Consider the following 18,407-nt stretch of genomic DNA (forward strand, 5'->3'; position numbering starts at 1 on the left):
TGCCGACCCCAGCGAAATCAGATATGGAAACACGAGCATGAACACCGTAAGGCCTCTCAGGATTGGCGTGCTCGTTGCTCGGAAGGAGGGATTCGAGAACTGGGAACTCATGATATTCGATCAGATCATGGCAGATCCGCGCTTTTCCCTCATTACCTTGATTGTTCACCCGGATCCCTTTGGAGATAGGCAAGCCTCGCGGCTGTTCGAGCTGGAATCGCATGTGGAGCGACGGCTTCTTGCCCGACAGCGCCGTTACACTCCGCGAATTTTTGACGCCAATCGGCAACGCTTCGACGATCTGCGGGCATTCGGAACCTACGGTGCCGCCGACATCCCCGTGCCCCACAAGCTCGTCAGCGAGCGCGAGCTTGACCTGGTTATCCGAATGACGCCTGCAAGCCTTCCCCGCGATGCAATCCGGGACTTGCCGTTTGGTGAGTGGGCTTTCAATTTCTGCGATCAGAGATCGCGCAACGCAGACTGGTTCAGCTATCGTGATGTAATTTCCAAGTCGGCGGCGACAGAACTGTTGCTCTACGCACGGCAGGACGATGACGCTCGTGTCGCATCGATTGCTTCGCCGTCTTTCAACGTCAAATTCAGTGCCGCCCGCAACGCGGCCTTCGTCAAGGAACGCGCCGTTACCCTTCTTATTCGCGAATTGGGCCGGCTTGCCGATAAGCGCGAATTGAAGGCTACGCCGTCCAGGCGCGATGACGTCGTAAAGCCTCCGTCATCCCTTGATATGGTCCGCTACGCGGGTGGATTATCGAGCCATTTCCTGGCGCGGGCAATCAAGGCGCTGAGAGCGAAAATGCATTCCGGATCTGCGATCTGGACGCTTTATACAGGCAGAGGACGCATCGACGATTTCGACCCACGGGAATCGGTGGAAATACCGCCGACGAAGAGCGACATCAAAGCGGATCCGTTCCTATTTCAGTACGGCAACGAGTGCTATTTATTCTACGAGGCCTATGCTGATGGGGATCGTAAGGCTCACATCGCCGTTGGCCGGTTCCGCGGAGACACGATCGAACCGGTCGGCATCGCGCTCAGTTGCGATCATCATCTCTCCTATCCCTTCGTGTTCCGCGACGGGGAGAGTATCTTCATGATGCCCGAAACCCACCAGTCGCGGCGGATAGAGATCTGGCGGTGTGTTGAATTCCCCCTGAAATGGGAACTCTATTCGACGGCGTTCGAGGGGCGCTCGGCCGCTGATAGCGTGCTCACGCGTCATGAGGGCAAATGGTGGCTATTTACGAACCTCTCCGATTTCCATGCCTATGAAGACCATTGCAGCGAACTCTACCTCTTCGAGGTCGACGGTCCAGAGCTCAAGCGCATCATCCCGCACAAACACAATCCGGTCGTCATCGGGAGCACGGTCGCGCGAAACGGCGGCCGGATCCTCGAAAGAAATGGCCGCCTCTACCGCCCCTCGCAGTGCAACGCTCACGGCATCTACGGATATGGCCTGAATATCATGGAGATTGAGGAACTGAGCCTGAGCGCCTACCGTGAACGTTGTATCCGGACCATTACGCCGGACTTCAAGAAGGGCTTGCGCGGCTGTCATCATTTCGATGCAGCAGGGGAGCGTTATGTCGTTGATGCGCGACTAAGTCTGTGAGTAAGTCATTCTCCTCCATTCGGTAGCGCAGACGGATCGGGTTTCCGACCGTCAGAGCAGCTACCGTACCGACGAGGTCCGAGCGCGTATCGACGTCGAACAGGCTCCAGTTGATAGGCGCATCCGCATCGCCATCCAGGCGCTCCAACTGCGGCGAACTGATCCTGATATCGAATGCGTCAAGCGGCAGCGACAATCCGACGCCGAGCGCCTTCAGGAACGCTTCCTTCCGCGTCCAAAGGCGATAAAAGGCTTGAAGATATTCCTCTGGGGCCAGTGTCTTCAGCGTCATATATTCTTTCTGCGAAAAAAAATGACCGGCAATGTCCTCTTTCAGAGGCCTTATCGTCTCTATGTCTATGCCGACCTGGTAGTGGTCCGATACGGCAAGCATCGCCGTCGTCTCGGTGTGGCTGAGATTGAAGTGGAGTTGTCGCCTGTTTGATCCAGCGATCTGCGGTTTACCAAAGACGTTGTAGGTCAGACCTAGGCGACGTGGCGCAACGGCGAGGTAGCGTGCGAGGATCCGTCGCAGCCCCGCTCTCCCCGCAATAAATCGCTGACCATCGCGCGGTTGCACAAAGCGTGAGGCACGGGCGATCTCTTCGCTTGTCAGCATCGCGGCTAAGTCGGGATCGAAGGCGTCGAGGCTCCACGTCCAGATGTCTATGATGCCGGGGCCGGTTGCGTCCAGATCATGTGACATAGGACAGCTCATCGGTGGCAGAAGAGCGCTGCCGAACCATCCGCCGGGCAAGATAAGTCACCAGCGCCAGAGGATAATTCTCGCCGAGACTGATGCGGCACGTTCTCTTGAGAATGTCGAGCGACTGGGCGCACATATCAGGCGTGTACTCGATCTTCCTATCGCTCCAGTTGAACGGATTCATGGCTGGATGGCCGCTCCGCTGTTGCAGAATTGGCGCCCAATTCGTGTAGACATGGCGGCTGGAATCGTAGAGCCGATATACACCGCGCTTGTTCTCGGCCGCAAAGGCGCCTGCTGCTTCTGCCGTCTCGAAGATGACGTGCAGCCCTGCGGCGTTCGTCGGGTCATTATGTGGTCCGACGCGCATCATATCGCTCTTGGCAAGGATCTCAGTCATCGCGTCATAGCGTTTGCGCATGCGGGAAATCATCGGGTCGAGCTTTTTCAGCTGTACATTCAGCATGGCGCCCTGGATCTGATTCGCCTTGAAGTTGATTCCGAGCATTGGCGGCTCGTTGGCGTTGTCGAGATGACCGCGGAACAACGATCCGATATCATGATACATGCGTGCACGCGCAAAGAGACGCGGGTCGTCGGTCACCAGCGCGCCGCCTTCGCCAATGTTGATGTTCTTGAACTGATTGAAGCTATATGCGCCGACATCACCGATCGTGCCGGCACGCCGGCCCTTATAGGTGAGGCCGACGGCTTGGCACGCGTCCTCGATGACGATTAGCCTATGTTCTCGGGCAATCCGCATGATGCTGTCCATGTCGCAGACCATGTTTGCCATGTGAACGGGGATGATCGCGCGCGTGTTCGGTGTGATTTTGCGAACAATGTCAGTCGGATCCATCGTCAATGTCTGATCGATCTCGACAAGGATCGGAACCGCGCCGGCTGCCAGTGGAGCGGCTGCGGTCGCAATCCAGGTATAGGCGGGCACCAGCACCTCATCGCCCGGACCGATTCCAGCAGCCACCAGCGCCGCAATCAGCGCCGCTGTGCCGCTGCTCATCGTCAGTCCATGCTGCACATTGAATTTGGCGCAGAAGTCCGTCTCAAAACGCAATAGAGGCCCGCCCGTGTCGTCGCCGTAGCGAGCCAATTTACCTGATGCAAGGACCGGCCCGATTGCTAGCCATTCCCGCAGACCCACTCGAGCCATATCCCCGTCTCCCCAATCAATCCGACAATCACTCGAAACGCCAACGGTCTTCGCAAAAACTTCGCGTGCATCGGCCGACCTATCGTCGAATCTATTCGCAAGACCTGGTGATTTCAGCATGGCCTTCCGGCCAACGATGGCTTGGATGTCGACCGACTGCCTATCCAAAGTCGGTAGACGGCTTAGGCGCTTAGACACTTTTGGCGAATTCCGAGATGTCGGCAATTTTGCTACTAAGAAATTGATATTGCGGGGGAAGAGTATGGCTATCCACGACCTTCGATCAGCTTCGGTGAACATGATGCTTAGCACCGACGTTGCGATCATAGGTGCCGGCCCCGCCGGGCTGACCATTGCCCGAGAACTAGCAAACACGCCGATGCGCATCCTCATTATTGATAGCGGCGGTTTTGAACACGACGCCGAAACGCAGACGCTGAATGCCGTGGAAAATGTTGGAGAGCCTCGGCCGCGCGAGGACGTCGTGCCCGTTGGGCGCGGTTATACGGACAGTTTGAGGTGGCTAAACGATATACCGGCTTTTGAGCTGCGCAACCGTATCATCGGCGGAAGCACCCATACATGGATTGGCAAATGCGCAACATTCGACGAAATCGACTTTGCGGCTCGCCCGTGGCTCCCCGTTTCGGGCTGGCCGATCACGCGCAACGACATCCGCCCCGCACTCGACCGCGCCGCGACACTCCTTAACCTGGGGCCGAATATCTATGACGAGCGACTTCTAAGCCTGCTGCACTTGCCCCCCGAAGAGATCGGCCTTGATCGCGCTCGGCTGCGGAGCTTTTTCTGGCAGTTCAGTCATGAGCGGACAAACAGGGGCGAGCCAATGCGATTTGTCAACATTTCCCGACAACTCAAAGCTCCCAATGTCGATTTCCTGACGCGGGCTACCGTCACCGAAATCAATCTCAATAATGACGGTCGAGGCGTTAACTCTCTCGAAGCTTATAGCCTTGAGGGAAACAAGGCGATTGTGCGCGCCAAAACGATTGTGCTTTGCTGCGGCGGCATTGAGAACGCTCGGTTGCTGCTGGCGTCGAATTCCCTGATGAAGAAAGGCATTGGCAACAGCAAAGGAGTCGTAGGTCGCTATCTCGCCGATCATCCGCGCACGTCTCTTGCTCGGTTTAATGGCACGGGCATCGATGAAATCGCTCGGCATTTCAACTTCTTTGGTCTTCACCACAACGGTCGGACACATTTCTATCTTCGTGGGCTGTCACTCAGTCCGGATACGCAGATGAGGGAGGGCCTTACCAATTGCGCGGCCTATCCCGTTCAGATCCATGCGGCGGATGATCCTTGGGCAGCTTTGAAACGCCTTCGGCACGGGCTCAGTCGAAAGACGCCGAGCGACCTCGCTGCTGTCTTCGGCGCGATGAATCTCGTTGCCTCGGGTCTCTACCGTCGGCTTGTCCAGAAGCGCGGCCTGCCGCACAGATCCGTCGAGTTACGCTTTGATGCAATGGTCGAACAGCGACTCGACGCTGAAAGCCGGGTGACGCTTTCCGACAGGCGTGACCGCTTCGGCAAGCCTCTGCCGCGTGTCAACTGGAAGATAGGGTCGGTCGAGATTGAAAGCATGAAGCGGCTTGCCCTTTTGATATCGGACGAGTTCGCGCGCATCGGGTTGCCGCGGCCACATCTGGCGGATTGGATCGCTCAGGACGACAACAGCAAGATGGCCTTCATGGATATGGCACATCCTTCTTGCACGACACGGATGGGTGTGGATCCCGCGACCAGCGTCGTCGATGCAAATGCAATGGTTCATGGCGTCGACGGCCTGTTCGTTGCGGGCAGCTCCGTTTTCCCAACGGCCGGCCACGCAAACCCGACACTTATGTTATTGGCCCTTGCCGTCCGTCTGGCGGATCACCTGAAGGTCCGCTTCGCAAGCGAAATACCAATTCGAGCCTCATTGCCCGACGCCGAAGCCAAGACTATACACCAATAGATTTGGTGCCGCAGTTTCCTTTGAAACTCTGCTGGTGTTGGCTTCAATTTATGCGGAAATAAAAACCACTGCTCTCGCTTGCGCCCAATTCTGGATGGGTGTCGATAATACTGGAAAGGGCCGGGATCGGCCAGCGATCGACCAGATGATATCCCAGACCCATAATTTCCGTCAGGAAATCGGCTTCATTGCGTATCTGGTAGGGTACATAGGCTCGGCCAATCCGTTCAAGCGTGACGACGGTGGCGCCCTTTCGATGGGCGACCTTGTTCAGCAAGAGGTGGCGAGGCAATGTAGGCAGGCGCTTCAGCAAAACCGATAGTGAAACATCGAGATACTGCATCAGGCCGGACCCCAGAAACAACGGCATGGCGCCGGCATCCTCGACCCGATCCACGAAGGATAATCTGGTCAATCCCTCGCGCTCGGCCATCCGCCGGCCAGCTCGAACGATCGCCGGAAGATCGTAGACAACCCACTGGAAAGAGTCGTCGAACCGCAAAAGCTTGCTGAATGCACGATACTTGGTTCCCATATGGCCGCCGGCGTCGACAACTCCATCGATGTCATCCATGAGATGGCGCATCCAGAAGAGCACAGGGTAATCCCATGGCGTGACTTGGCACATTTTTTCGAATGCCACATGTGCAACTTCATCGTGATCGTAGCCAGCGAGCGTTGATGATCTTGCCGCAGCAATGGCTTCATCAAAAGAAGCATAGGCACCGGTAAACCGGCGAGGAAACGGCGAAATATAGCGCAACCGCCCTTGCGCGGCCAGAATGAGACCGAACGACCGGCTAAATCTGGTTGCGACACCACGCAAAAAAGGATGCGCATTTCTGGTCATATAGGAAATAGGCATCAGGCGGTCGTCCCCTCAGTTACGGCTGACCACGGAAATCGGGATCAAACCGCCGTTCACTCTGTGCAACACAAGCAGCGCGCCGACATAAATGGCTCCACCGGCTACGACTTGAAGTGCGATGGAGGACAGACGCTTCATGGCAGAGACCTCGGCGACGTAGCCGAGCAAATAGACCGTTGCCGACATGGCGGCGATGGCGACCGCAACATAAGCGCAGTTGGCCAGCACACGATTCCATGCCAGTCCGCCATAGCGCCGCTGCAGCCGTGTTGAAATCAGGAAAGACACGAGCGCGGCGGCGCACTGACCCAATGCTGTCGCCGTGGCGCCAAAGGGCGCCAGGACAACGATCAGGCCGATGCACACAGCGCCATTCAGAAGGATGGCGCGGGGCATCTTTCTGATGTGCCCTGTGAGCGAGAGCAAGGGTTCTGTTACAAGGCCGGGAACGACAAGGACATGCTTGATCGCCAGGATAGCAACGAGGACCGCCGCTGGCGCCCAGTCATCACCAAGTGCAATATCGACAAGGCCCGTCGAAACCAGCGCGAGGCCAAGATAGACTGGAGCGGAAATGACCATGAGAAGCATCATGAAGGTCGTTGCCGCGGCGCCCACATTTTTCGCAACGTTTTCGGCGTCCGATTGCGCGACAGCCTGGCGAAAGACGGTCCAGGCCAGCATGCGCGCCGGTTCCCCGATGAGTTCCGAAGCGGCTGCGACGATGCGTTCGGCGGCGCGATAGTAACCGGCTTCTGCAAGGCCCAGGAAACTCCCCAGTGCCAGCGTACCTGAATAGGAGCGTAAGAAGAAGATCAGCCGGTTCGCCAGGATATGACGCGAAAAGTTCAAAACCTCGATCATGAACGGCCACGTCAGATACAACTTCGGGCGCCAGCGCAGAACAAGGGCCGTGATAATCAGGCTGGTCATCTGCATGGCGAGCCGGCCCGCGATAAGCGACATGACGTTCCAGCCGCTCCACAGGCCGATGATAGTCACCAATAGGCCGCATATTTCCGCGACGATGCGGATGAAAGCCTGCTTGCGCAACATGCCTCTGGCCACGAGAATTCCATCATAAACAGTGGATAACGACGACGGCAGAAACCAGCAGCTGTAAAACGCAATCAGCGTGCTTTCCCATACCTGGTGAAGCGGAAAGGCGACGACCGCCGCAACGCCGAAGCCAATAGTAGTCACGAGCGTGCCGGAGAGAACTGAAAGGGTGGCGACTTGGTCGAGCTCGTCGCCGGCTGCGCCGGTCTTCATGACGAATTCTCCCCAGCCGCCCTCGGCGCATACCACAAGGAGTATCGCAATTGCCGAACTGTATGCATAAAAGCCGAATTGCTCCAACGACAGCAGCCGGGCGGCGGCGATGAAAGCAGCAAGTTGTACCGCTTGCGAAATGACCTTCGCCGCCAGAGCCCAAGCGCCGTCGCCAACGATGGACGGCAGCCGCGGGGGGATGAGGGCTGATAGTTGGAACCGGTTTGATTTCGGCGCATTCGCAAGCAGGGGCGCCATCAATGCATCGCCTCGATAAAAATGCCGGCGCTAGATTTCGATTCGCCAAGCTCAAAGCTCTCAAGTGACCGGAATCCTTTGATATTCAAGCTGCAATTGATATCGTCTTCCACAGCCTGGAACCGCCCAAAAGGTCTTGGCGTCGATGGTCCAAATTCAGGCCACATTCCTCGGCCAAGCTTAATCTGGCGTAAATCTCGCGCCGATAGACTGCCGATTCGGAAGAATCGCGAGCTCCGGTGCTGACAGAACTTGAGGATTGGTGACCATAACAATGTATTCAGGCCTTCCTCGTTGGCGGCGATGGGCCAAAACTCAAAGCCGCTGATGAAAGACGTAGAACCACACCGCCTCATCTTGGGACGGATTCCGCTGCCCAGACTAAAATACGGCCTGCGATGGTTCGTAGCATTGTTCTGTCTGGCGTTTTGGATCGCTATCGCTATCGCCGTCATTTGGTAGGACGCTCCCTTTCGTTCTGCGCCAGAAACACGACAGCCACCGTTGTCCACAGGATCGCCAAGTCTGTTGTCAACGAGCATCTGTTGTAGTAGTCGACATCGAACTGAACCCGCTCATCATACGTGGTGTCGCTACGCCGGTGGACCTGCCATAGGCCGGTAATGCCTGGAGACATCGCGAGATAATAGCTAATCTGGCGGCCGTAACGCTCCATTTCATCGGCCACGATCGGCCGCGGTCCGACAAGGCTCATATCACCGCGAAAGACGTTCAAGAGCTGCGGAAGCTCATCGAGGCTCGTCATTCGGAGATATTTTCCAAGCCAATGAACACGCGGGTCGTTGACCAGCTTCTGGGTTTCATTCCATTCGGCGCGCCGCACGGGATCGTTGGCGAGAATGCTGGCCAGCCGCTCATCGGCGTCCTTCCGCATCGACCGGAATTTCAGGCATGGGAATGAGCGGCCGTGGCGGCCGATCCGCTCGTGGCGGAATATTAGCGGTCGCCCATCGACCAGCAACAAGGCGACCGCGATAAGCGCGAAAAACGGCAGAAAGAAAACCAGCGCCGATCCGGAAATCAGGATGTCCCCGGCACGCTTCAGGCGATAATCTGTCGACGTCGGCCGTCGTAGCCGAGCCGATTGCCCGTTCTGAGCAACGCCATCAAAGAACGATAGCATTTTGAAACCCCGTTTGTATCTCAACCCACAGTTAAGGTTGGCAGTGTCGGTCGGAATAGACAATTGACCAGAACGGCTAAGCCTTAGTCAGATAGAAGTAGGCCCGAATACCGATGGCGGGACCGTTGATTTATTGACCTTTTAAAACTGTCGACACACGAGAGGGCGCAACCGTTTTCAATGAGGGTATCTTCTTGATGCCGTTCAATTAAATGAACGGATGGCGATAGGTGGCGGATCGATTGGCGGATCGTTCAAGTAGCCTGCCGGAAAAACCGGCCGAGCTCGTTCGCGCCAAGATCCGGCCGTAGAGAGCGATCAGCGCTTCGCCCCAGGTTTCGGGCGAATGAGCAAGACCGGGCGCCTTGCTGAGGCCGTTCAAGCTCATGGAGCGTACCACCGCATCATCGGCTGCGAGCCGTCGCATCGCCGTCGCCAGCGATCCGATGTTCCCTGTCCTGAATGTCAGCGCGCAACCGAATTCCTCAAGCTCGTTTCCCAACAAGGCAGCGTCCGGCACAATGACGGGAATTCCGCTTCCGATCGCTTCGACGGCCGCAAGCGCGAAAGGTTCCGGCACGCGCGACGACACGACGATGGCGCGCGCATTGCGCAGGAGTTCGTGCATCTCCCCTTTCGCCTTCCAGCCGTGGATGACGACCTCAGGATAGTCGCGTTCCAATATCGACCGACCGGCGCCATCGCCGATGATCTGGAGCCTCACATTGGCAAGCCGCGCCGCCCGCGCAGCATCCTCGAACCCCTTTTCCGGCTCGAGCCTTCCCACGAAGAAAAAGTCCCGCATCATCCAGGGCTCGGCCGCTCTGCTTAGAAACGGCTCCACCGGATTGCGAATGGTCTCGATATGATCAGTGCAGATGCCGGCGCGCTCGAAATATTCCCGCATCCGCTGATGCACGATGACGATATTGGCCGGGAGCTCGTCCGTCGGATAGAGCCGCTCTCGCAGCATGTGGCGTGCAGAACGCCAGATTTTCTCGTGATAGCCGCGTTTATCGCATTGCGTCATCATGCACGGCACCGACATCGGCGTGAGCGTGCAGACGGTGTCTTTCCGGTAGTTCGCAAAGCCGCCGTTTGGGCAGCACAGGAAATAATCGTGTGCATGCAGGACAACGCGCTGGCGGACGGGCCACAGGGCCTGGAAGATGGAGGGCGATAGGATCTTCGACCAGCCGTGGACGTGATAGATGGTCGAGGCCGTGTCGGCACTATCGATGACCTCGCGCACGGCATCAAGCGCCTGCCTGTTGTAAAGCCCGTTGATCGAGGCTGCAATCCGCCCCTGGGCGGTCAGCGGTGCGCCGCCGAGATTGATGGTGTCGTCCGCCGGCAGCTCGCTTCCGGCCGCGTCGCCGGCCAGATAGGTTACGGGAATGCCGGCGCGTTTGAGCAAATGCGCCGACAGAATGGCAAGGTTGGAGGCTCCCCCAACCTTTGTCGAACGGTCATTGATGACGATAACACGATCGGGATAGCGCTGAATCACGATCCTACCCCATCGTCCTGATATTCTGCGGTGCAAGTCTGCCCATCAGAAGATCGAAAATTGCGATCGCATTGCCCCTCAGACGTCCTTTCCGGTCGACCCAGGGTTCGGGGCGCCAGGCTTTGAAAAGATTGGCGGCCAGGTTCCGGCCCATTTGCGCAGCCGCCCGTCCGGAACTTAAGGTGTTCTTGCGCACGAGATAGATGGGATTGGCGATTTGCGAATATCCGAACTTGATGCCGGTCGTTCGCCCGGTCTTCGTGCCGAGATGCACGCCCTGCAGATGGTCGGCACAAATGACCTCACCATATCGCGCCATCATGCGGCTGAAGTCGACATCTTCAAGCCAACCATAAAACGGCAGGTTCTCGTCAAACCGGACTCCTGAAGCCACGATCGCCGAAACACGGACAGCCATGTTGCAGCCATAGGCGTTATAGATCGGCTTGAAGGATTTCTCCCGTTTTTGCGGGCGGCGAACCTTCTGCACCAGCTTCAGGCCGTCGCAGACTGAGATACCCGCCCCGGTGATCCCGTCGGCGATGACCGTGCCCGTCGACATGACGATATCGCGCCGGGTGCGAAACAGCAGCTCAGTGTCCTCGATATAAGTGGGCGTCATCAGGAAATCGTCATCGAGGAAGAGCACCACATCCGCTTCGATGCTGTCGAGAATTGTGTTGCGCTGAAGGCAAAGCCCGCGCTCTGAAACCAGCACCCTGACCGGGCATGCGAGCGAGGAAAGGCTCGTTCGGTCGACATCCTCAAGCGAGGGCACGCAGATGACGACCTCCTCGGGCTGACGCGTCTGGTGCGATATATGGGGAAGCACGGCAGAAAGGATTTCACGCCTGCCCGAACTCGCGATGGCGACAGCCACCTTGAGCGGGCGGCCGCGCGGCTTGTCATTGAGGGCCAGATGGGGAGCGGCCGGTTTTACGCCAGGTTCGCTCGGCCGCGACGAAGCAGGCTTTCCCGGTGAACGCTTCCTGCCGCCGCTGCGATTGGCGATGATCCCGAGCAGGTTCATCCGCGACGTGCCGAAGCTCGCAAGCGCGGCCGACAGCCGCTCGATGGTCATTTTCTTCGGCTTGCCGACGACAATGGCGATGCCATCCAGATAGTTGAAGATATGCCGGGTATCCGCCGAGCTCTCGAATGCCGCAAGATCGACGATGACGACGCCGTAGTTCTGGCGGAGCAGCTCAATTTCCGTCTTGAGCGCGGCAAGATGACCGAAAATCTGGTGGCACGCGGCAGACCGTCTTGTCTCTTCAACGGTCAGCACGGGAACCAACGTGGAGGGTTCAGCATGCTCGTCGTCCCTGTTTCTCCTGCTCCTGCGGCCGTGCTCATCGTGACCCGCCACGACATGTTCAGAGGCGTGCGGCTCATGCGCGCCAACATGATCCATCCGCAGCAAGCCGAGCCCGAAGTCCTCCCCGGCGGCACTCGCCACTTTGCTCAGGAAGCCTTTTTGGAAATCGGCATCGACGAGGACGACAGGCGTGCCTTCGTTCTGGTAGAGCTGCGCGAGGTTCGCCGCAACCGTCGTCTTTCCCTCGCCGCTGCCGACCGACGTGATGCCGATGACCATTGGAGAATTGGGGCGGAATGGCGAACCAATGGAGTTCTTCACGCCTCGCAAGGCTTCGGTGAAATCGGAATAGGGCGCATCGAGCACGTAACGCAGCGGCATGGCAGTCGACAGGTTTGCCCCCTTCGCTCCGGCGGGTAAAACAGCGGCTGCGCCCTGAAGAGGCAGGCTGCCGAGCGAAGGTATACCGAGCTCCTGCCGCAGCCTGGGGTTCAAGTGAATCCCCCTGCCCCTTCCATCGATAAGCAGCGCGAGCAGGAGACCACCGGCCAGGCCCGCCAGCGTGGTGAAGGGCAGGATAATGGAGGGCTTCGGCGAGCTCTTCGTAAGCGGCGCGGACGCGGCCGTCACGATACGGGAATCTCCGAGCGGAAAAGATTGCTTCTGCAGCGTGCCCGTCAATTGCTGTAGGATGCTTTCATAAATGCGGCGATAAGTCGTCGCACGGCTTTCCATTTCCGTCAGTTTAACACGCGCCAGGTTTTTATCCGTGCCGGTAGCAGTCAGCGCCGCCATCTGGTCGTTCAGAAGCCGTTCCCGCGCTTGCGCAACCTGCAGGTTCGTTTCGTATACCTCCTGAACACGGACGAATTCATTCCTAATCTCGCCGGTCAACCTTGCAACTTCATCTCTGGCAGCCGCGATAGCAGGGTTGCCGGGGTCGTAGCGGCTCACGAGGGTGTTCAGCCTGGCAGTGGCGAGACTGACGTCCTCCTGGAGTTTTTGTATACGGGGGTTGTCGATAGTCTCCTGAACGCTGCCGCCGATCGCCTCTCCCGACATCAGTCGATCGAGGGTTTCTAACTTGGCAGATGCCGCCGCCGTCTCAGCGCTTGCCGCCATTGCCTGACTACTGATTTCCGACAATTGCTGCTGGTCCAGAGACGCCGTGGTGCCGAGATCCATGATGCCGTTCTTGGCCCGGAATTCTTCCGCATCCAATGCCGCCTCACGTGCTTGCTTCTCCACGTCGATCAATCGGGTTTCCAGCCAGTTTGCCCCGCTTCGGGCGGCCGCTGCGCGCGAGGCGACGGTGGAATCCATGTAGGCCTGTGCAAGGGCGTTCGCGGCCCGGGCCGCCTTTTGAGGATCGGCGGATCTGTAGCCGATTTCAAGGATGTAGGATTGTCCTACCCTGACGACCGAGACCCGCGACAAGAACGACGCCATCGTACGGCGCATGCGTATCTCGTCGTTGGATGCCTTCTGACCGGGTCCGTCAGATTGAGCAGCTTTACTGATCACCGATTTAATCCAGCCCTTGACGATCGACCGCCACGACGTGTTGTCCTGGATTTCGGGGTCTTCATAGAGATTGAGCTTGTTGATAACCGCTTTCGCGATTGGCTCCGACTTGATTATCTCCACCTGGCTGGCAATTTCCGCGGCCTCGATGATGATCGTTCCCGTGAAAGCGTCCTGTGATGCAATCTGGCCTTGCTCGGGGTCCATGACGAGCCGGGCGGCTGCGAAGAAAGTCGGTTGCGTGGTGCTTACATAAATTGCTCCTGCGCCGGCGCCTATGGCCGTGAAGAAGGCGAGCATCAAGGTGTGGCGCCGCAGAAAGCGCCATATGTCGCCGAACGATATACTTTCCGTCCCAGGTGATTGCTTCTTGCCGAACTGATCGCCGGGGATAAGCTTGCCGATGTCGTGAACAACCATATTGTTTTGCCCGGTCCTCGAATTCATGTGACTTACTGCACCCGCGGAGGAGGATTGGCGGACGAAAGCATCGAGCCGTCCAGGTTCTTGGAGACATTGTAGCGAACGTCCAGGACATCCCCCGGCTCAAGCTCAGCGCTATCGGGAACCGGAGCAGCGGTGAACCGGCCAGCGCCGCGGGTCAACCAATATTCAAGCGGTTGCATGTCGACGGCCTGGAGGCTTTCGTAGCGTGCAACGGACGCACCTGCGGCCTGCAGCAGTTGAACCGTCGTGGAGCGCTTCAACCGCACGTCTTCCAGCTCCGCTTCTGTTACCTGCAGTTCCTGCCCCACTTCTGTCTTGCGCTGACCCTTCAGGTTCAATGCTTCGCGTTCGGTTTCATTCAGCTTCTGCTTGGCCTGCATGGACGCGACGACCAGATCGAGCTTGTCGCTCTGCATATCGGCGACGATGCGTTCGAGGGATGTCTTGCGGGAGGTTGTCAGGATCTTGGTGTCGACGAGTTTTGAGATGTCGCCAAGCTCATCCTGGGCGATCTCGACTTGCCTGTCCTGCGCCACCATCTTCTCGTCGAGCACAGTGATCTCGCTTCGCAAGAGCTTCATGAGATCTGCTGCAGATTCCAGCTGGTGCCGCAAGGCGTCGGCTCTTGCCGTGAAGAGCGCGCTCTCGCTTTTCAGTATCTGGCTCACGACTGAACCTTCGGGGGCGCCGGTCAGTTCCGCGGGAAAATCCACGGAAGGTTTGTCGTTCAGCTCGGCGATCAGCCTGGCGCGGCGGGCCATGAGCTGTTTTGCCTGAAGCTCGAGGCGGCTGAATTCTCCGGCGTAACGAATCTGCTCGGCGTCGGCATATTCGCCGGAGCGGTCGTTGCGGCGTTCCCGTCCGCCGGCCAGGGCAAGCGCTTGCTTGACGGTCAGTCCTGGCCGGAATTCGAACTCGTTCGGTCGCTCGACGGCACCAGTGACATAGACCATCGGATATTTGGCGATCTCAACCGAGGCGATGGGAGCGGTCGCAAGCCCCGTCAGTTTTTTGATCTTCTCACCGATCAGGAACGCCGTCTCTTCCGTCGTCTTGCCGAGAACGGCAATCTGGCCAACCATCGGCATCGAGATATCGCCACGTTGAGACACGGTATATTCGCCGTTAAGAGCGGTCCATTCCTTGTACTCGCCCGTTGAAGACACCCATTCCACGACCGACACCTTCATCCTCGTCTGCGCTCTGATGCGGTAGCTGTCGTCTGCGGCATGGACGGCTTGTCCGGTGAAAGCTGTGCCAATGATACCTGCCGCCATGATGAAGCGGAGGACACGACGGGCGCCGGGTAATGCGGTTCTTGAATTGCGTACGGCAGCAATGGGCATGGCGCGATCTTGTTCTCCTCGTCATTCTGCAGCGGGCAAACCGCCGAATGTCGATGATGCGCCTAATGCAATTCGAGTAAATCCACCGCGACGCGGCCTGCTTTAGTCCAATCTGAGGAAGACGGAGTAGAAAACCACCGGCCGCTTCCCCCAGTTGCGGTATCTCCGGCCAAGTGTCCGCTCCACATAGGTCTTTCGGCCGTGGCTCTACACCGTTTTAGGGCCGTTGCAGACCAATCTAGGCTCTGTGGAATGTCCCCCGCTTCAACGATGATGACCCGACGGCTTGGCGAGGGAAACATCATGCGTGTCGCGATTGTTCATTACTGGCTGGTTTCGATGCGCGGCGGCGAGAAGGTCGTCGAGGCCCTCTGCGACATGTTCCCAGACGCCGACATCTTCACCCTCGTTTACGATGAAAGCCGGGTTTCCGAAAAAATAAGGGGACATGTCGTCAAGACGTCGTTTCTGCAGCGCTTGCCGGGTGCCGTCAGGCATTATCAGTCGCTGCTTCCGCTAATGCCCTTTGCGCTCGAAAGCCTGGACCTCAGCGGATACGACCTCATCATCTCAAGCGAGTCCGGCCCCGCCAAAGGCATCATTGCTCCGCCGCATTCGACACATGTCTGCTACTGCCATTCGCCGATGCGCTATATCTGGGACCACTATCACGTCTATCGTTCGCATGCCGGCCTTGCTTCCAGAATGATGCTTCCGGTGCTCGCCCCGCTTCTGCGGTCCTGGGATGTCAGTACCAGCATGCGCGTCGACCGTTTCGTCGCGAATTCGCACCATGTAAAAGCGCGCATCGGCAAGTATTACGGACGCTCCGCCACTGTCGTCTATCCGCCGGTGGCAGTCGAGGACTTTGCGCCGTCGGATACCATCGAGGACTTTTATCTTTGCGCCGGGCAGCTCGTCTCCTACAAGCGGGTCGATCTCGCCGTAAGTGCCTTTTCCAAGATGGGGCGCAACCTCGTCGTCATCGGCGAAGGTAAAGAGCTTGCCACGCTGAAGTCGATCGCGGGACCGACCGTGAAATTCCTGGGGCGGGTGCCCTTTCCGGTTCTCAAGGAAAAACTGGCCCGATGCCGCGCCCTGATCTTCCCCGGAGAGGAGGATTTCGGCCTTGTCCCGGTGGAAGCCATGGCGAGCGGCCGCCCGGTCATCGCTTTCGGCGGTGGCGGAGCGCTTGAAACGGTCGTGCCGGGAGAAACCGGCCTCCTATTCTACGAGCAGAACGTTGAAGCCATCATCGACGCAGTGCGGTCGTTCGAAGAGCACGCCGAGAATTTCGATCCCGAAACCATTCGCACGCACGCAGCGCGGTTCAGCTCCAGGAATTTCAGGTTCGGCATGGACTCGATCATCCAGGAGGAACTTCGGGCGAGAAGAAGTAGCGCGCTTGCTGCGAGCTCCCATGCGGAGGCCCGCCGGTTTCCTCTGGACAGCGTCTTCCCCGTCCCCCCGCCTGGAACGGATATCGTCCACTGACGGAGCCACCGCGCTGTCAGGGCGCGCAGGCTTTTGCGTGCTTCGCGCTGAAATCACACTTTCAGTTCGCGCCGTTCGCGCTCAGTGATCATGGCAAGATCGATCACCTTCTGCAGGTTGGCGGCGTGGCGGAAGTTGGGGTCTGGCTGCAGGCCGCTCATCACCGCTTCGGCAAAGCGCTGGTAGTTTGTCGCCACTGGAGCAGCCTCGATCTCCCTCCAGGTCGCACTCTCGACATTCTCGCCGAGGCAGCCGCGCAAATCCGAGCCGGAAGGGCGATGGTTGACCTCAAGACTTCCCCTCTCGCCGTAGATGCGAAGCTTCAGCTCGTTCAAATGGCCGGTCGCCCAGCGGCTGGCATGTACCACGCCGAGCGCGCCGTTAGCGAAATCGAGCGACATCGTGAAGCTGTCGTTCGCATCCAGAAGATATTCGCCGATCTGGCCGCCCGGTACCTTGTTGAAGGTCTTCAACCGGGCGAAGACGTGATCGATATCGGTCGCTGCACCATAAGCGGCAAAATCGAGGATGTGGATGCCGACATCGCCGAGCACACCGGTCGAGCCGTGGCCGGTCGAAAGGCGCCAGAGCCAAGTCGATTCCGTGCGCCAGTCGCCCCAGGCGCGCGACACGAGCCAGCTCTGCAGATAGGATGCTTCCACATGCTTGATGGTGCCGAGCTCGCCGGCGAGCACCATCTCGCGGGCGCGCTGCAGCGGCGCGACGTTGCGGTAGGTGAGATTCACCATGTTGACGACGCCTGCCGTTTCCGCCGCTTCCGTCATCTCCAGAGCCTTCGGATAGTTTTCCGCCAGCGGCTTCTCGCAGAGCACATGCTTGCCGGCAGCAATCAGCGCCATGGTCGTCGGGTGATGGATGCGGTCCGGCGTGACGTTCGTTGCAGCGTCGAAATCACCCCAGGCTATGGCATCGTCCAATGTCAGGAAACGTTTTTCGATGCCGAATTCATCGGCGAAGAGCTTCAGGCGATCGGGATCGGTATCGACCGCGCCGACGACCTCGACACCATCCATGTGCGCGAAATGGCGCAACTGGTTCTTCGCCATCACGCCCGTACCAAGAACGAGTAGTCGCATGAATGCTCCAATGAAAGAACACAAGGGACAAAACGCCTTTAACTTGCGGCTTTTCCTTGGGTTCGGTTATGGTTTGATCGACGTTTTTGCCGATCGGCTAGATCTCATCCGCCCGCTGGACAGCTTGTTTCCGTCCTTCGGTTCTCGAACCATCCTCCAATGCGTGACCCTGATGCCCTGTGGCTTCGGTCACAGAATGGCGTTCGGCTCCCGGTTTCCCGCCGTCTGCTCCGGATAACGATCAAACACCGTGACGATACGGTTCTTCGTCATCGTCCGAGCCGCACGTAAAACATCCGCTCACGCAGGGCGACGCGCAGCTCGCGGGCTCGCTCTCCAGGCGCCCAGGCCTCCGGCACCAGGTCGGCTCTGAGCAGATGCGCCAGCACCGTCGCATCGATCTTGTCGGTCTTGATCTTGGCGTCGGCAATCGCCTTGACCTTCCAGGGATGGGCGAGAACGACATCATCACAAATGTCGTCGAGCCAATCGTAGATCACCATCCAGTTGCGGGTCGCCTCGACAACCGCATGCGAATTCTCCCGGTAGCGTTCCAGAAACCCACCCAGAGACTGGCGGTCGTTCTTCACCCGGCCGGATCGTAGCGTCTTGCCGCTGCTGTCCTGCACCACCAG

13 protein-coding genes and 2 pseudogenes are annotated in these 18,407 nt (G+C 58.3%); 5 read left to right on the forward strand and 10 right to left on the reverse strand.

The features are described 5' to 3' along the window. The first annotated feature begins 37 nt into the window (after nt 1-37). The gene (locus A3C3_RS0133200; RefSeq protein ID WP_022718853.1) at nt 38-1,639 is read left to right on the forward strand and encodes a glucosamine inositolphosphorylceramide transferase family protein; all 1,602 of its coding nucleotides are present in this window, start codon (nt 38-40) and stop codon (nt 1,637-1,639) included. On the opposite strand, the gene A3C3_RS44290 is transcribed toward A3C3_RS0133200, so the two are convergent. Next, nucleotides 1,560-2,345, reverse strand: coding sequence for a 4'-phosphopantetheinyl transferase family protein (locus A3C3_RS44290; RefSeq protein ID WP_233450676.1), 786 nt, complete (start codon nt 2,343-2,345; stop codon nt 1,560-1,562). The genes A3C3_RS0133200 and A3C3_RS44290 overlap by 80 nt on opposite strands. Next, the gene (locus tag A3C3_RS39940) at nt 2,335-3,516 is read right to left on the reverse strand and encodes a DegT/DnrJ/EryC1/StrS family aminotransferase (protein ID WP_022718854.1); all 1,182 of its coding nucleotides are present in this window, start codon (nt 3,514-3,516) and stop codon (nt 2,335-2,337) included. The genes A3C3_RS44290 and A3C3_RS39940 overlap by 11 nt, the downstream gene beginning before the upstream one ends. Nucleotides 3,517-3,817: 301 nt before the next feature. Here A3C3_RS39940 and A3C3_RS47505 point away from each other — a divergent pair. Both A3C3_RS47505 and A3C3_RS47510 read left to right on the forward strand, forming a co-directional pair. After that, nucleotides 3,818-4,585, forward strand: a pseudogene (locus tag A3C3_RS47505) (FAD-dependent oxidoreductase); the annotation flags it as partial. A gap of 192 nt (nt 4,586-4,777) precedes the next feature. Further along, nucleotides 4,778-5,494: a GMC family oxidoreductase gene (locus A3C3_RS47510; RefSeq protein ID WP_233450713.1), complete on the forward strand. Its 717-nt coding sequence runs from the start codon at nt 4,778-4,780 to the stop codon at nt 5,492-5,494. A gap of 43 nt (nt 5,495-5,537) precedes the next feature. Here the strand turns inward: A3C3_RS47510 and A3C3_RS0133215 are convergent, their stop codons facing one another. The 6 genes from A3C3_RS0133215 to A3C3_RS39965 all read right to left on the reverse strand — a co-directional run bounded on the left by A3C3_RS0133215 (nt 5,538) and on the right by A3C3_RS39965 (nt 15,181). Next, complete coding sequence (locus tag A3C3_RS0133215) at nt 5,538-6,359, reverse strand: methyltransferase, TIGR04325 family (RefSeq protein ID WP_022718856.1); 822 nt, start codon at nt 6,357-6,359, stop codon at nt 5,538-5,540. 15 nt (nt 6,360-6,374) lie between these two features. Further along, nucleotides 6,375-7,892, reverse strand: a complete 1,518-nt coding sequence (locus A3C3_RS39950; protein WP_022718857.1) for an oligosaccharide flippase family protein — start codon at nt 7,890-7,892, stop codon at nt 6,375-6,377. A 451-nt stretch (nt 7,893-8,343) separates the two neighbouring features. After that, nucleotides 8,344-9,036 carry a sugar transferase gene (locus A3C3_RS0133230; protein WP_022718859.1) on the reverse strand — a complete coding sequence of 231 codons (693 nt, stop codon included), beginning with the start codon at nt 9,034-9,036 and terminating at the stop codon, nt 8,344-8,346. A gap of 208 nt (nt 9,037-9,244) precedes the next feature. Then, the gene (locus A3C3_RS39955) at nt 9,245-10,546 is read right to left on the reverse strand and encodes a glycosyltransferase family 4 protein (RefSeq protein ID WP_022718860.1); all 1,302 of its coding nucleotides are present in this window, start codon (nt 10,544-10,546) and stop codon (nt 9,245-9,247) included. Between the two features lie 4 nt (nt 10,547-10,550). Next, nucleotides 10,551-13,808 carry a nucleotide-binding protein gene (locus tag A3C3_RS39960; RefSeq protein WP_167521960.1) on the reverse strand — a complete coding sequence of 1,086 codons (3,258 nt, stop codon included), beginning with the start codon at nt 13,806-13,808 and terminating at the stop codon, nt 10,551-10,553. A gap of 32 nt (nt 13,809-13,840) precedes the next feature. Then, on the reverse strand, nt 13,841-15,181 hold the full coding sequence (locus tag A3C3_RS39965; RefSeq protein WP_022718861.1) for a polysaccharide biosynthesis/export family protein: 1,341 nt from the start codon (nt 15,179-15,181) through the stop codon (nt 13,841-13,843). A 303-nt stretch (nt 15,182-15,484) separates the two neighbouring features. Here A3C3_RS39965 and A3C3_RS39970 point away from each other — a divergent pair, with 303 nt between their 5' ends. Continuing rightward, nucleotides 15,485-16,675 carry a glycosyltransferase gene (locus A3C3_RS39970; protein WP_022718862.1) on the forward strand — a complete coding sequence of 397 codons (1,191 nt, stop codon included), beginning with the start codon at nt 15,485-15,487 and terminating at the stop codon, nt 16,673-16,675. Between the two features lie 53 nt (nt 16,676-16,728). Here the strand turns inward: A3C3_RS39970 and A3C3_RS0133260 are convergent, their stop codons facing one another. Next, entirely contained in the window at nt 16,729-17,772 is a 1,044-nt protein-coding gene (locus tag A3C3_RS0133260) for a Gfo/Idh/MocA family protein (protein ID WP_022718863.1), read from the reverse strand. 10 nt (nt 17,773-17,782) lie between these two features. Here A3C3_RS0133260 and A3C3_RS46320 point away from each other — a divergent pair, with 10 nt between their 5' ends. Further along, nucleotides 17,783-18,010, forward strand: a complete 228-nt coding sequence (locus A3C3_RS46320) for a hypothetical protein (RefSeq protein WP_022718864.1) — start codon at nt 17,783-17,785, stop codon at nt 18,008-18,010. Here A3C3_RS46320 and A3C3_RS41940 read toward each other — a convergent pair. Beyond that, nucleotides 17,992-18,407 (reverse strand): annotated as a pseudogene (locus A3C3_RS41940) (IS110 family transposase); the annotation flags it as partial. The gene A3C3_RS46320 and the pseudogene A3C3_RS41940 overlap by 19 nt on opposite strands.

The organism is Rhizobium mongolense USDA 1844 (assembly GCF_000419765.1).
Lineage (GTDB): Bacteria > Pseudomonadota > Alphaproteobacteria > Rhizobiales > Rhizobiaceae > Rhizobium > Rhizobium mongolense.

Excerpts from the sequence above, each read along its gene's own strand:
- A3C3_RS39970 (WP_022718862.1), top strand. The coding sequence starts at position 15,485 with ATGCGTGTCGCGATTGTTCATTACTGGCTGGTTTCGATGCGCGGCGGC.
- A3C3_RS0133200 (WP_022718853.1), top strand. The coding sequence starts at position 38 with ATGAACACCGTAAGGCCTCTCAGGATTGGCGTGCTCGTTGCTCGGAAG.
- A3C3_RS39950 (WP_022718857.1), bottom strand. The coding sequence starts at position 7,892 with ATGGCGCCCCTGCTTGCGAATGCGCCGAAATCAAACCGGTTCCAACTA.
- A3C3_RS46320 (WP_022718864.1), top strand. The coding sequence starts at position 17,783 with ATGAAAGAACACAAGGGACAAAACGCCTTTAACTTGCGGCTTTTCCTT.
- A3C3_RS47510 (WP_233450713.1), top strand. The coding sequence starts at position 4,778 with ATGAGGGAGGGCCTTACCAATTGCGCGGCCTATCCCGTTCAGATCCAT.
- A3C3_RS0133230 (WP_022718859.1), bottom strand. The coding sequence starts at position 9,036 with ATGCTATCGTTCTTTGATGGCGTTGCTCAGAACGGGCAATCGGCTCGG.
- A3C3_RS0133215 (WP_022718856.1), bottom strand. The coding sequence starts at position 6,359 with ATGCCTATTTCCTATATGACCAGAAATGCGCATCCTTTTTTGCGTGGT.
- A3C3_RS39965 (WP_022718861.1), bottom strand. The coding sequence starts at position 15,181 with ATGCCCATTGCTGCCGTACGCAATTCAAGAACCGCATTACCCGGCGCC.
- A3C3_RS39940 (WP_022718854.1), bottom strand. The coding sequence starts at position 3,516 with ATGGCTCGAGTGGGTCTGCGGGAATGGCTAGCAATCGGGCCGGTCCTT.
- A3C3_RS44290 (WP_233450676.1), bottom strand. The coding sequence starts at position 2,345 with ATGTCACATGATCTGGACGCAACCGGCCCCGGCATCATAGACATCTGG.
- A3C3_RS0133260 (WP_022718863.1), bottom strand. The coding sequence starts at position 17,772 with ATGCGACTACTCGTTCTTGGTACGGGCGTGATGGCGAAGAACCAGTTG.
- A3C3_RS39960 (WP_167521960.1), bottom strand. The coding sequence starts at position 13,808 with ATGGTTGTTCACGACATCGGCAAGCTTATCCCCGGCGATCAGTTCGGC.